This is a genomic window from Streptomyces sp. NPDC001663, from assembly GCF_042893105.1.
In the GTDB taxonomy this organism is placed as follows: Bacteria; Actinomycetota; Actinomycetes; order Streptomycetales; family Streptomycetaceae; genus Streptomyces.
Map to the genome: position 1 here is coordinate 182,155 of NZ_JBIAUR010000017.1, position 12,720 is coordinate 194,874.

Consider the following 12,720-nt stretch of genomic DNA (forward strand, 5'->3'; position numbering starts at 1 on the left):
CATTCGAACTAATGCTCGAATATCTAGGCATGTCTGCAAGACCGGTGGCGAGCGCGCGAGGGAATGGCGGTCCTGCCGAGTCGGCGAACACGTCGCCGCTCGGTGCCTTGCTGCCGGAGGGGCGCATCCGCCCGGGGACGGCGGTCAGCGCCGGTGGGGACATGCCGCTGTTGTTGGCACTCGCCGCCGAAGTGTCCAGCGGCGGTGTCGGCTGGGCTGCGGTCGGCCTGCCGCAGATGGGGGCGCTCGCGGCCCAGGCCGCCGGTCTGGAGCTGGAAAGCGGGATGCGGATCGACGACCCCGGCCGCCAATGGGCCCAGGTGGTGGCCACCGTGGCCGAGGCGGTCCCGGTGGTCCTCGTGGGCGGCCGGCTCGGCGCGGTGCCCGACCGGATCGCCCGTCGGCTGGCCGCCGTGCTGCGGCGCGGTGGATCGGTGCTGCTGGCCGCCGACTCCTGGCAGGGCGCCGAGGTCCGGATGAGGGTGGTCTCCGCGGCCTGGGAGGGCATCGGAGGCGGGCACGGTCTGCTGCGTGGACGGCGCGTCCGGGTGGCGTCCGTCGGGCGCGGCGCGGCCGCCGCGCCGCGGTATGCGGAGATGTGGCTGCCCGGTCCCGGCGGCCGGATCGTTCCGGTGCACACCGACGCCGCGGCGGGCGGACCAGCGGCCGTGACCGCAAGCCCCGCCGGACACAGGGGGCGGCCGGTCCTGCGCGTGGTGGGGTGAGCCGCGGTGGACAGCAGGGTCATCGTCGGCTGGATCCCCGACTTCCCGGTCATCGCGTCCGGTGCCGAGGGCGGCGAGGCGGTCGCGGTCGTGCACCGGGACGAGGTGGTGGCGTGCTCGGCGGCCGCGCGCGCGGCGGGTGTGCGGCGGCGGATGCGGGTGCGGGTCGCCCAGGCCCGCTGTGCGCAACTGCGCGTGGTCGAGCGGGACTTGGCTGCCGAGATACGGGTTTTCGAGCCCGCCGTCCGCCACCTCGAGGGCACGGTCATGCCGCGTCTGGAGGTGATCCGGCCCGGCCTGATCGCCGCGCCCGCCCGTGGTCCGTCCCGCTACTGGGGCGGCGAGCCGCAGCTGGCCGAGCGCCTCGTCGCCGCCCTGGCCGAGCTGCGTCTTCCGGCCCGCGCGGGCATCGCCGACTCGGTCTTCACGGCGGCGCTCGCCGCCCGTAGCGGACACCTCGTCCCCCTCGGCGGCGACGCGGCCTGGCTGGCCCCGTATCCGGTGGGCGTGCTGGGGGCACCCCGGCTGGCGGAGCTGCTGGAACGTCTGGGCATCCGCACGGTCGGCGCGTTCGCGGCGCTGCCCGAGAACAAGGTGCTGGCCCGCTTCGGCGCCGAGGGCATCGCCGCCCACCGCACCGCCCGCGGCCGGCACGAACGCCCGCTGGCCGTGCGGGAGAACACCGGCGAGCACACCGTGGCGTATGCCTTCGAGCCGGTCGCCGATCTCCTCGAACCCGTCGTGTTCGCCGCGAAGGCGAGCGCCGAGCAGCTCCATGAGCGGCTGGCGGCGGCCGGGGTGGTGTGCGCCCGGCTGGAGGCCGCCGTGGAACTCGCCGACGGCCGCACCCTGTCGAGGGTCTTCCGCCACGAGGGGCGGCTGTCCGCGCCGGCGGTCGCCGAGCGGGTGCGGGGCGTGCTGCAGGCCTGGACCGACGCCGGGCTGCTCGACACCGGCGGCGAGCACGGCATCGTCCGTCTGGTGCTGCGCCCCGAGCAGCTGACGGCGGCCACCGGCCGCCAGAGTGCGCTGTTCGGCGAGCGTCACACCCCGGAGGAGATCGAGCGGGCCGCCGCCCGGGTGCAGGCGATGCTCGGCCACCAGGCGGTCGTGCGCGTCGAGCTGGGCGGCGGGCGCGGCCCGGCCGACCAGGTGCGCCTCGTCCCGTTCGGCGACGTCGACACCGGGCCGCGGCCGCCCGACGGGCCCTGGCCCGGGCGGCTGCCGAGCCCGCACCCGGCCACGGTCTTCCCGCACTGGTTGCCGGCCCGGCTCACCGACGCGAGCGGGCGGCAGGTCGCCGTCTCCGGCCGCCTGGCTCTGTCCGCCCCGCCCGCCCATCTCGCCGTGGAGGGACACGGCGAGGCCGCGGTCGACGGGTGGGCCGGCCCGTGGCCGGTGCTCGAGTGGTGGTGGGATCGCGACCGCTCCCGCCGGATCGCCCGTATGCAGGTCGCCGCCGCCGACGGCCGCGCCTGGCTACTCGTGATCGAGCACGGTCGCTGGTGGGCGGAGGCGCACTATGGGTGACGACGGCGCCGACGTCCTGCAGCTGCCCACCGCACGTCTCGTGCCGGACGAGCCGGGCTGGGCCGAACTCCACGTCCACAGCGCCTTCTCCTTCCTGCAGGGCGCCGCCCAGCCGGACGAACTCGTCGCCGAGGCCCTCCGGCTGGGCATCTCGGTGCTGGCGGTCACCGACCGGGACGGACTGTACGGCGCGCGACGCCTGGCCGAGGCCGCAGGCCCGGCCGGGATCGGCACCTTATACGGCGCCGAACTCACCCTCGACGACCCGGAGTTGGGCACGCCCGTGGTGCTCGCCCGCAGTCTGGAAGGCTTCCGGCTCCTGTCGGCGACGATCAGTGCCGCCCAGCTGGCCGGCGCCAAGAACGCCCCCGTCTACGACCTGCACGCGCTGTCCGCGGCCGCGAGCAGCGGACACTGGGCGGTGCTGCCGGGGTGCCCCGCACCGGACGCCGAGCGGTGCGACGTCACCACGGTCGCCCATCGTCTCCGGCGTCTGACCGACGTCTTCGGCACCGGCAGCGTGTACGCCGAACTCATCGACCACCACCTGCCCGAGGACTCGGTCGCGGGCGACGTCACCGTCGTCGCCGCCCGCCGCCTGGGCCTGCCGGTGGTGGCGACCGGGGCCGTCCACTACGCGGCCCCGCACCAGGCCCGGCTCGCCCAGGCGCTGACCGCGCTGCGTCGCCGCGAGACCCTCGACCGCGCCGCCGGCCACCTGATGCCGGCGCCGACCGCTCACTTGCGCTCGTACGCGGAGATGGCCAAGCGGTTCGCCCGCTATCCCGGCGTCCTGGAGACAACTGTGGAGCTCGGCCACTCGTGGGTGATCGACCTCGGTGAGCTACGGCCCCAACTGCCCGGTTTCCCCACGCCGGCCGGGTTCACGGAGATCGCGTGGCTGCGCTACCTCGCCGAGCGGGCCTGCGCCGCCCGCTATGGCGACCGTGACGATCCGTCGCCCGAGGCGGTGGCGGCCTGGAAGCAGCTCGACCACGAACTGTCGGTGATCGCCGAGCTGGACATGGCCGGCTACTTCCTCATCGTCCACGACATCGTGCAGTTCGCGATCGGCCGCGGCATCTGGTGCCAGGGCCGCGGCTCCGCGGCCAGCAGCGTGGTCTGCTACGTCCTCAACATCACCGCCGTCGACGCCCTCAAGAACGGCCTCCTCTTCGAACGCTTCCTCAGCGTGGAGAAGGCCGGGCCGCCCGACATCGACATCGACTTCGAAGCCGGCCGCCGCGAGGAGGTCATCCAGTACGTCTACCGGTGCTACGGCCGCGACCACGCCGCCCAGGTCGCCAACGTGATCACCTACCAGCCGAAGCTTGCCACGCACGACGCGGCCAGAGTGCTGGGCCACCCGGCCGCACAGATCCGGGAGATGACCCGGCACATCGACCACGGCCCGCCCGGCCCCGACGTCGCCCTGCCGCCGGACGTGCGCGATCTCGCCGCCCGACTCCACACCCTGCCCCGCCACATGGGCATCCACGTCGGCGGCATGGTGCTGACCCGCCAACCGCTCGGAGAGGTGATGCCGCTGGAGTGGGCCACCCGCGAGGGCCGCTCGGTGCTCCAGGGCGACAAGGACGACGTGGCCGCAGCCGGACTGATCAAGATCGATCTGCTGGGGCTGGGCACCCTCGGCGCGCTGCACACCGCCTGCGATCTGATCCGCGAGCACCACGGCGTGCGCCTGGACCTCACCTCGATCCCGCCCGACGACCCCGACGTCTACCGCATGATCGCCCGCGCGGACACCATCGGCGTCTTCCAGGTCGAATCCCGGGCGCAGATCAGCACGCTGCCGCAGCTGCGCCCGGAGAACTTCAACGACCTGGCCATCGCCGCCTCGATCATCCGGCCCGGCCCGATCCAGGCCGGCTCCAAACACCCCTTCCTACGGCGCAGACGTGGCGAGGAGCCGGTCACCTACCCGCACCCGCTCGCCCGCCGCGCGCTGGAGAAGACCCTCGGCGTCGCCCTCTACCAGGAACAGGCCATGCAACTGGCCATCGACTGCGCCGGCTTCACCCCCGGCGAGGCGGACCGACTGCGCAAGGCGATGGCCGCCAAGCACGCCCCCGAGAAGGTCGCCCAACTGCGCGGCCGCCTGCTGGAGGGCATGGCCGCGAACGGCATCCCGCCCGCGGCCGCCGCGCAGATCACCTCCATGATCGAGGCGTTCAGCGACTACGGCTTCCCCGAGAGCCACGCCCAGTCGATGGCCCACATCATCTACGCCAGCGCCTGGATCAGGCACTACTACCCGGCCGCCCTGACCGCGGGGATCCTGGCGAACATGCCGATGGGCTTCTACGACGTCCAGACCCTCATCCAGGACGCCCAACGGCACGGCATCACCGTGCGGGACGTCGACGTCCGGGCCTCCCACGTGCATGCCACCCTCGAACCCGACGACCAGGACGGGCAGTTCGCCATCCGCCGCGGCCTGACCGGCGTCAACGGCCTGAGCGAGGACGCCGCCGACGCGATCGTCGCCGCCCGCACCGAGCAGCCCTTCGCGGACCTGGAGGACTTCGCCCGCCGCACGCGGCTGCCCGCCCGGCTGATGGAGCAACTCGCCACCGCCGGCGCCTTCGCCGCCTTCGACGGCCACCGCCGCAGCGCCCTGTGGACGGCCGGCGCCTTCCCCCGCACCCACCAGCCCTACCTCCCCGGCCTGGGCACCCTCTCCCCCGCCCCCGACCTGCCGGTCATGACCCCCGCGGAAGAAACGATCGCCGACCTGTCGGCCACCGGAGCCAGCGCCACCACCCACCCGGTCCGCCACGCCCGACCCCGCCTCGCGCAGCGCGGCGCCCTGACCGCAGCGGCCGTACGCGACATGGCCGACCAGACCCGCGTACGACTCGGCGGACTCGCCAAATACCTCCAGCGCCCGCCCACCGCGAACGGCGTCGCCTTCGGCGCCCTGGAAGACGAGACCGGCATGGTCAACCTGGTCTTCTCCCCACCCGTGTGGGAACGCTGCCGTCGCACCCTGCTCGAGGCCCCCGCCGTCCTGCTCGACGGCCACATCGAACGCGACCACGGCACCTTCAACGTCATCGTCCACCGGGCCGAGACCTTGGCCGTACCGGCATCCTCGCGGCGCACTCGCCGGTAGACGGTGTTGAAAGCTCGGGGCCCGGGCGCCGCACGGCTCCGCGGAAGTCGGCCGCCAGTTCGCGCGCTGGTTCATCTTCTTGGAGCGAAGCTCGCCGCCTGGGGCCGCCGACCATGGAAGCTCGCCCGAATGCTCACCGTCATTGGCCCCCCGTAACCAGTTCGGCGCTGGAGCCCGTCGTAACGACGGGACTCTCTCGAACCGCGGGCGGGCGACCTTGAGAGGAACCACGATCCCGAGTGCATACAGTTGCCTCAGGGCGGCAAGCGTGGGCGGCAGGGCAGGCTGAGGGAAGACATACGCACCTGCGGCTGCCCGTGCGCAGACGGCGGATGCCGGATCTGGTTCGACGCCGAGGAGAGCGGACGCGGGGAGGGACGAGCGGCTCATTCATGAGCTCTCGGCTACCGCGGTGTGCCGGATCGCCGTTGTCTGCGACGCCGCGGCACAGGATGATCCGGCGCTGCCGAGTACCTGCGCCTGGCGCGTGTCCACGGAAGAAGTCCAGGCTCACCGGTAGTCGGGGTTGGGTGCGTCGAAGCGGCAGCCCGCGTCCCACTCCGAGCGCTGGTTGCCGTGGGCAGGGAAGCCCTTGGCTCGTTTCAGCATGGCCGCCATATGCATCAGGTTCCAGGTCATGAAGGTGGTGTTGCGGTTGGTGAAGTCGTTCTCCGGGCCGCCCGAACCGGGGTCGAGGTAGGAGGGGCCGGGGCCCGCCGGGCCGATCCAGCCGGCGTCGGCCTGCGGCGGGATGGTGTAGCCGAGGTGCTGGAGGCTGTAGAGGATGTTCATCGCGCAATGCTTCACACCGTCCTCGTTGCCCGTGATGAGGCAGCCGCCGACCCGGCCGTAATAGGCGTACTGGCCTTCGGGGTTGAGCAGTCCGGAGCAGCTGTAGAGCCGCTCGATGACATGCTTGGTGACCGAGCTGTTGTCGCCGAGCCAGATCGGTCCGGCGAGCACCAGGATGTCCGCGGCCATGACGCGCTCGTACAGTGCGGGCCACTCGTCCGTGGCGAAGCCGTGCTCGGTCATGTCCGGATAGACGCCCGGGGCGATGTCGTGGTCGACGGCCCGGATCTCGGACGTGGTGACGCCGCGCGACATCATGATCTCCGCGCTCTTGTCGATCAGGCCCTGGGTGTGGCTGAGCTGCGGAGAGGGCTTGAGCGTGCAGTTGATGAACACGGCGGTGAGGTCGTCGAAGCGGTACGCGTCGTCGGGGTTCGTGGCGGTCACGGCGGGCTCCTTCGCGTCGGACGGCAGGCTGTCCCGGAACGGGGGCGGTCCAGCCGCAGCCTCTCGCGCGGATCTCCGTTTGTCGCGCTTTGCCTCTCATCCGTCATCAATTCGACCGATGTCGCGTGTTCTCGGATATCAGGAATCCCGACCCCGCGCCGATCGTCTCGTGGTGGCGGCGCAGGGCGCGCTCCACACTCGTTCGGGCACGGCGGAATCACCCGCCGCTCCGCCTTGTCGAGCACCGTGCACCCGATGCGGCCGCCGAGGGATTCAGCGGTTGTCGCTGACACCGACGACAGCGTCAAGGGTGTCTCGTGTGCGATGCGATGTGGGCGAGCATCGCGTCGAGGGCCACCTCCAACGGCCTGACCTGGCGCTGCAGTTGGGTAAGGAGAAGGCCGCCCTGGAGTGCGGCGAGGGTGGCGAGGGCGAGTTCTTCGGGGTCGCCGTCGAGGTCGCCGCGGTCATGCATGGCCTGCAGGCCGGAGCGGATGGCGGACTCCCAGCGCAGGAAGCCGGTGGCCGCGGCGAGCCGGGCCTCCGGATTGGTTTCGGCGACCTCGCTGCCGAGGGAGCCGATCGGGCAGCCGCCACGGCACTGCAGGCGCAGCTGGTACTCGACGAGGCCGTCCCGCCAGCGTCGTAGGCCCTCGAGGGTGTCCATGTCGGCGAAGAGGGACTGCTGCCGGTCCAGCACCGCTTCCGTCTGGTGCTCGATCACCGCCAGCAGCAGCGCGTCCTTGTCGGCGAAGTAGTGGTAGATCTGCGAGCCGCTGACCCCGGCCGCGGCTCGCACGTCCTCCAGGGTCGCCTCCGTGACGCCGCGCTCATACATGAGCTGCGCGGCCGCCTCGACGATCCGGCGCCGGGTCTCCTTGCCCTTGCGGGTCAGTTTCCGCTCCGGCCGTCCTGTCTCCGCCTGGGTCCCCATAGTCGCACAGGCTACCAGTTTCTGGATTGGACAACCCATTTTTTCGTGCCCATTGTGGGTCATGCATCCCATTCCACGGGCACAACCTCTGGAAGGACCCAGGCATGGAACTCAGCAAAAAGCGTGCGCTCGTCACCGGCGCGACCGGCGGTATCGGCAGTGAGACGGCTCGGCTGCTGGCCGCGCGGGGCGCCGAGGTCGTCGTCTCTGGCCGCGACGCCGGGCGCGGTGCGGCGACCGTGCGCTCGATCACGGACGCCGGGGGCCGCGCCCGGTTCGTCGCGGCCGACCTCACGGACCTGGCGTCGTTGCGGCACCTGGCCGAGGCGGTAGGGGACGTGGACGTACTGGTCAACAACGCGGCGATCTTCCCCGGCGCGCCGACCGTGGACCAGGATGTCGACACCTTCGACACCGCTCTCGCGGCGAACTTCCGCGCGCCGTACTTCCTCACCGCGGCCCTGGCCCCCGCCATGGTCGCCAAGGGCACCGGCACCATCGTCAACGTCAGCACCATGGCCGCCCGGATCGGCCTGCCCGGGCTGTCCGTCTACAGCGCGACCAAGGCGGCCCTGGAGTCACTGACCCGCACCTGGGCCGCCGAGTTCAGCCCGGCCGGGGTCCGCGTGAACGCCGTCGCCCCCGGCCCGACCCGTACCGACATGGTGCTCGACACGGTGGGCGAGGAGGGCGCCGAGCAGTTCGCCAAGACCACCGTCCTCGGCCGGCTCGCCACGCCTCGCGAGATCGCAGAGGTGATCCTCTTCCTGGCCACGGACCGGTCCGCCTACCTCACCGGCGCCATCGTCGCGGCCGACGCCGGCCGAACCGCCGTATAGAGCCCATCGCCGTTGTGGGAGCGGCGGGCCGGACCGCCGCTCCCACAACGATTCGGCCGTAAACCGTGCGGCGCAGGCGCGCCTCATGCACAACACCCCCGACTCCGCTCAGCGGTGCCCGGAGAGTGCTGCCGCCGAGCCGTGGGTGGAACTGGCCGCCGGGAAGCCCTGAGACGGGGCCCGGTGTCCGGCCGGCCCGATCCCGAAACCGTAAGAATCTCGGCCGCTGTGGCTCAGGCGACAGCCGCTAGCCTCGGATCGTGAGCGTGGAAATGGGGTGCGGGCGGACATGAACCAGTTGCCGCTCTTCTGCGATGTCGCCATGGCGCAGCGCATCGAACGCGTCGAGTCTCAGCTGATGACAGCGGCGGCCGAGGCCGCCCGCCGACGCCGGGGAGACGACGGCAGTTTCATGATGCGGGTAGCCGGCGCAGTCGCCACGTTCGCCGAGGACGGCTCGCCCTTCAACAAGATCGCCGGTCTGGGATTCGACGGTGTACCCGACACGGCCACGCTCGACCGCATTGAGCGTGCCTTCGGCGATCGCGGTGTTCCCGTGCAGGCCGAGGTGTCCGAGCTGGCCGACCCGGCGGTCGGCGCCCTGTTCACGGAGCGCGGCTACCGGCTGGCCTCGTTCGAGAACGTGCTCGGGCTCGCGCTCGACGGCGAGTACGAGCGGGTGACTCCTCCTGGAATCGAGGTCCGGGTGAGTCGCGACGACGAGTTCGATGCGTGGCTGGACGTGGTGGTGGAGGGTTTCGCTCATCCCGACGACCAGGGGGTTCCCTCGCACGAGGAGTTCCCGCGTCAGGTGCTCGCGAACGCCGAGCGAGACTTCGCCGCGGCGGGTGTGGTGCACTACATCGCGCTGTACGACGGCACCGTCGCCGGGGGCGGCAGCCTCCGCACCGCGGACGGCGTTGCACAGCTCACGGGCGCGGCGACCGCCCCCGCGTACCGCCGACGCGGCGTCCAGACCGCCCTGCTCTCGGCCCGGCTCGCCGACGCCGCTGCCACCGGCTGCGACATCGCCGTCGTGACCACCCAACCGGGCTCCAAGTCCCAGCAGAACGTGCAGCGCCGAGGCTTCCACCTGCTGTACACCCGTTCCGTTCTGGTGAAGCAGGTTCCGCCGAGCGAAGCCGCGACTCGCCCCGATGCTCCGGTTGCCGATCATGCGGCCCGCACGGTCCGAGGACCAGAGGCCGAAACCCCTGACGGGGTGCGGGTGGTGCAGTACAACGGCTCGCGGGAGAGGCTCAGGCCGCTGTTCGCACTGGCCGAGGACTCGTCGACCCAACTCGACTCCTACATCCAGGACGGGCGCGTGCTCGTCGCGTTACGCGGAACGAATGCCATCGGTCACCTGCAACTGGTGGCAACCGACCGCGCCGACACCTTCGAGATCAAGAACATGGCTGTACGGGAAGACCTTCAGCACACCGGTGTGGGCAGACGCCTGGTGCGGTGTGCGATCGACCTGGTCTCCCGCGAGTCGAGCAGACGCCTGCTGGTCGCCACTGCCGCGGCCGACATCGGCAACCTGCGCTTCTACCAGCGCCAGGGATTCCGTCTCCAGACGATCGAACGGGACGCCTTCACCCCCCGCACCGGCTACGAACCCGGCACCCGCATCGACGGCATCGAAATACGCGACCGGGTCTGGCTCGACCTCCAACTCGATCCTGCAGCACCCAGCTGACGCACGCGCCCCGTCGGCTGGCACCGGCGCGGGGCGAGGCGCCGCGCATCTTCGAGGACGGGCTCCAGCGCCGGGACGTCGTCCACGTGCGGGACGTGGCCGCCGCAAACGTGGCCGCGCTGGAGGCCGAGGCACGGGGCGGTGTGCTGATGGCGTACACCACCGGCAGCAGTGAGCCGCACACTGTGGTCAAGATGGCGCGGGCGCTGGCTGCCGCGCACGGAGGACCTGTACCCCTCGTCATCGGCGAGTACCGGCTCGGCGACGTCCGGCACATCACCGCGGACTCGTCCCCCCTGCGGGACGAGCTGGGCTGGACGACCTCGCCCCCGTGCCGCCGGCCGCGAGCCGCTGCTCGCCCTCGGCCTCACCGACCGGCGCAGCGGCTATCCCCTGCAGATGGTGGTGCACACCGCCGACGCGAGCCGACGGATCACCGAGCACAACGTCTGCTATCTGCCCCGGCCCGGTGCTTCGAAGGCGACGGGCACCTGGCACGGCACCTGGCAGGCTGTACGGGACATAGCCGCGTGCTGGCCGACGGAAGGGCCGCACGGTGACCACGCTGCTCGTCATCGCCAAGGAACCGATGCCGGGCCGGGTCAAGACCCGGCTCACCGTGGCGGCCACCCCGGCGACCCGCCGCGTCCTCGTACGGGACGGCGCTCCCGCCCCCTGGCTCCCGCCCGGCTTCGACGTCGTACGGCAGTGCGCGGGCGGTCTCGACGAACGGCTCGCGGACGCCCTCGCGGGGTCCGACGGGCCACTGCTCACTGTGGACTTCGCCGACTGCGACGCGTACTTCGGACCGGCCGATGACGGCGGCTTCTGGGCGCTCGGGCCGGCCGAGCCCGATCCCGCTGTCACCGATGACCACCCCCTGCTGTAGAGACCTTGGGCTGGCCCCTCGCCGGGAACTTACGGGACCCATCGGCGGGGCAGCGGCCGGGACCGGACGGATGGCTTGCCGGGTCGCTGAGTGGCCCGGCGCTGTCCGCGCCGCCGGCGTCGTCACCATGGGCTGCGGCGACGCCCGCCTCTGCGACTACGGACGCGCCCTCTTCATCGGTGCTGTGCAAGTAGCCAAGAGTCGAGGTACGCACGCAGACCGTCCAGATGGATGCCGCGAGCGACGTAGCCGAGGTAGCCGTCGGGGCGTACGAGCCCGTGGGTCACCCCCCTCCACGGGCCCTCGTCCCCGAGCCGGTGCACCTCGACCAGGTCGTCCCGTCCCTTCAGCAGCGAGACGAGCCGTTCCTCGCCCCAGAGCTCCGGCGGCCCGGACAGGAGCAGGTGCCATCCCGGCCCGGCGGTCCGCGCCTGAAGGCCGCGCGGCAGGTCGGGCAGCCGGTCGCCCGCGCGCGGACCGCGCCTCGGCGACTGCGGGCCCGCCGTGCTGGCAGGGCCGCGCCGATAGTGGATGCCCAGCTCCGACACCGTACGGAAGACCAGCCCGCGCGGCCCGGTCGCTCGCAGCGCCAACGGAGCCAGGCGTGGGGCGAGTTGGGTGCGGGCGAAACGGATCACCGGGTTGCTGCTGGTGCCGATGGTGAACGCCCGGTCGGTGAAGCGCAGCACGCTGCGGCCGACCGGAGCGCGCTCGGCCTCGTACGTCTCCAACCACTTCTCCGGAGCCCTCCCCCGGCTCACGAGGGCGAGCTTCCAGCCCAGGTTGAGGGCGTCCTGGATACCGGTGTTCATGCCCTGGGCGCCGGCCGGGCTGTGGATGTGGGCCGCGTCCCCGGCAAGGAAGAACGGCCCCGACCGGTAGCGGGCGGCTCCCCGGTTGTGGAGACGGAAGTCGGTCATCCACACCGGATCACGCAACGCCAGCCGGTCGCCGGCGTATCGGTCGGTGATCTCCTGCAGCAGCCCCAGGGTCACCTGGGTGTCCGGGGCGCCCGGTGGCCGCATGGTGAGCATCCGCCAGGTGGCCGGCGAGCCGAGCGGGAAGAACAACAGCACACCGGCCCCGCTCATGTATGTGTGCACCGCCCCCGGCTCCAGCCCGTCGACCTCCAGGTCGGCCAGCAGGAACGTCTGCGGATAGGCGTACCCCTCGAAACCGATGCCCGCCTGGGCCCGCACCGTACTGTGCGCACCGTCGCAGCCCACGACGTACGTCGCCGCTACGGCCTCCTCGGTGCCGTCGCCGCGGCGGAGCCGACAGGAGACGGACGAGCCCGCGCGCTCCAAGCCGACCAGCTCCGTACCTCGCTCCACTCCCACGCCCTGACCCCGCAGATGCTCGCAAAGGACGCTTTCGGTCTCCGCCTGCGACAGGAACAGGAGGAAGGGGTACGCGGTGTCGGTCAGCCCGATGTCGAACAACGGCAGCTGCACCACCCGCCGCGGCAGATGCATCCTCACCCGCATCGCGGGGTTGCCGCGTCCGATCAGTTCGTCGGTCACCCCGAACGGGGCGAGTGCCTCCAGGGTGCGCGGCTGGATGGCCAACGCGCGCGACTCACGGGCCCGGTCGAGGGAGCGGTCGACGATTCGGAACGACGCGCCGTAGGCACGCAGTTGTGCGGCGAGTGCGAGCCCGGTGGGTCCCGCTCCGACCACCAGTACATCCAAGGGTGCCGCCATGAATTCACGGTAGTGCTCGAACG

8 protein-coding genes and 3 pseudogenes are annotated in these 12,720 nt (G+C 72.0%); 8 read left to right on the forward strand and 3 right to left on the reverse strand.

Features of this window, described 5'->3' with window-relative positions; genetic code table 11:
* The first annotated feature begins 29 nt into the window (after window positions 1-29).
* The 3 genes from ACFY1L_RS42530 to ACFY1L_RS42540 are packed head-to-tail and all read left to right on the forward strand — an operon-like array spanning window position 30 to window position 5,391.
* A complete protein-coding gene (locus ACFY1L_RS42530) occupies window positions 30-725 on the forward strand; it encodes a hypothetical protein (protein ID WP_388837542.1) in 696 nt (231 codons plus the stop codon).
* Window positions 726-731: 6 nt separating this feature from the next.
* On the forward strand, window positions 732-2,255 hold the full coding sequence (locus ACFY1L_RS42535; RefSeq protein WP_388837545.1) for a DNA polymerase Y family protein: 1,524 nt from the start codon (window positions 732-734) through the stop codon (window positions 2,253-2,255).
* On the forward strand, window positions 2,248-5,391 hold the full coding sequence (locus tag ACFY1L_RS42540) for an error-prone DNA polymerase (protein ID WP_388837548.1): 3,144 nt from the start codon (window positions 2,248-2,250) through the stop codon (window positions 5,389-5,391). The genes ACFY1L_RS42535 and ACFY1L_RS42540 overlap by 8 nt, the downstream gene beginning before the upstream one ends.
* 510 nt (window positions 5,392-5,901) lie before the next feature.
* Here ACFY1L_RS42540 and ACFY1L_RS42545 read toward each other — a convergent pair.
* Together ACFY1L_RS42545 and ACFY1L_RS42550 are read right to left on the reverse strand one after the other, a co-directional pair.
* Window positions 5,902-6,630 carry a flavodoxin family protein gene (locus ACFY1L_RS42545; protein ID WP_388837551.1) on the reverse strand — a complete coding sequence of 243 codons (729 nt, stop codon included), beginning with the start codon at window positions 6,628-6,630 and terminating at the stop codon, window positions 5,902-5,904.
* Between the two features lie 304 nt (window positions 6,631-6,934).
* Window positions 6,935-7,564: a TetR/AcrR family transcriptional regulator gene (locus tag ACFY1L_RS42550; RefSeq protein WP_388837554.1), complete on the reverse strand. Its 630-nt coding sequence runs from the start codon at window positions 7,562-7,564 to the stop codon at window positions 6,935-6,937.
* A 104-nt stretch (window positions 7,565-7,668) separates the two neighbouring features.
* Between ACFY1L_RS42550 and ACFY1L_RS42555 the strand changes: the two genes are divergently transcribed.
* The 5 genes and pseudogenes from ACFY1L_RS42555 to ACFY1L_RS42575 all read left to right on the forward strand — a co-directional run.
* Window positions 7,669-8,403 carry an SDR family NAD(P)-dependent oxidoreductase gene (locus ACFY1L_RS42555; RefSeq protein WP_388837556.1) on the forward strand — a complete coding sequence of 245 codons (735 nt, stop codon included), beginning with the start codon at window positions 7,669-7,671 and terminating at the stop codon, window positions 8,401-8,403.
* Window positions 8,404-8,692: 289 nt separating this feature from the next.
* On the forward strand, window positions 8,693-10,105 hold the full coding sequence (locus ACFY1L_RS42560) for a GNAT family N-acetyltransferase (protein ID WP_388837558.1): 1,413 nt from the start codon (window positions 8,693-8,695) through the stop codon (window positions 10,103-10,105).
* A gap of 14 nt (window positions 10,106-10,119) precedes the next feature.
* Window positions 10,120-10,422: pseudogene (locus ACFY1L_RS42565) on the forward strand (NAD-dependent epimerase/dehydratase family protein); the annotation flags it as partial.
* 13 nt (window positions 10,423-10,435) lie between these two features.
* A pseudogene (locus ACFY1L_RS42570) lies at window positions 10,436-10,636 on the forward strand (glycosyltransferase); the annotation flags it as partial.
* A gap of 25 nt (window positions 10,637-10,661) precedes the next feature.
* A pseudogene (locus ACFY1L_RS42575) lies at window positions 10,662-10,988 on the forward strand (glycosyltransferase); the annotation flags it as partial.
* Window positions 10,989-11,167: 179 nt separating this feature from the next.
* On the opposite strand, the gene ACFY1L_RS42580 reads toward ACFY1L_RS42575, so the two are convergent.
* Window positions 11,168-12,697: an FAD-dependent monooxygenase gene (locus ACFY1L_RS42580; protein WP_388837560.1), complete on the reverse strand. Its 1,530-nt coding sequence runs from the start codon at window positions 12,695-12,697 to the stop codon at window positions 11,168-11,170.
* Window positions 12,698-12,720: the final 23 nt, after the last annotated feature.

What these genes read in the sequence shown, in the direction of transcription:
- ACFY1L_RS42540 (WP_388837548.1), top strand. Translation starts at nt 2,248, where the DNA reads ATGGGTGACGACGGCGCCGACGTCCTGCAGCTGCCCACCGCACGTCTC.
- ACFY1L_RS42580 (WP_388837560.1), bottom strand. Translation starts at nt 12,697, where the DNA reads ATGGCGGCACCCTTGGATGTACTGGTGGTCGGAGCGGGACCCACCGGG.
- ACFY1L_RS42555 (WP_388837556.1), top strand. Translation starts at nt 7,669, where the DNA reads ATGGAACTCAGCAAAAAGCGTGCGCTCGTCACCGGCGCGACCGGCGGT.
- ACFY1L_RS42530 (WP_388837542.1), top strand. Translation starts at nt 30, where the DNA reads ATGTCTGCAAGACCGGTGGCGAGCGCGCGAGGGAATGGCGGTCCTGCC.
- ACFY1L_RS42550 (WP_388837554.1), bottom strand. Translation starts at nt 7,564, where the DNA reads ATGGGGACCCAGGCGGAGACAGGACGGCCGGAGCGGAAACTGACCCGC.
- ACFY1L_RS42560 (WP_388837558.1), top strand. Translation starts at nt 8,693, where the DNA reads ATGAACCAGTTGCCGCTCTTCTGCGATGTCGCCATGGCGCAGCGCATC.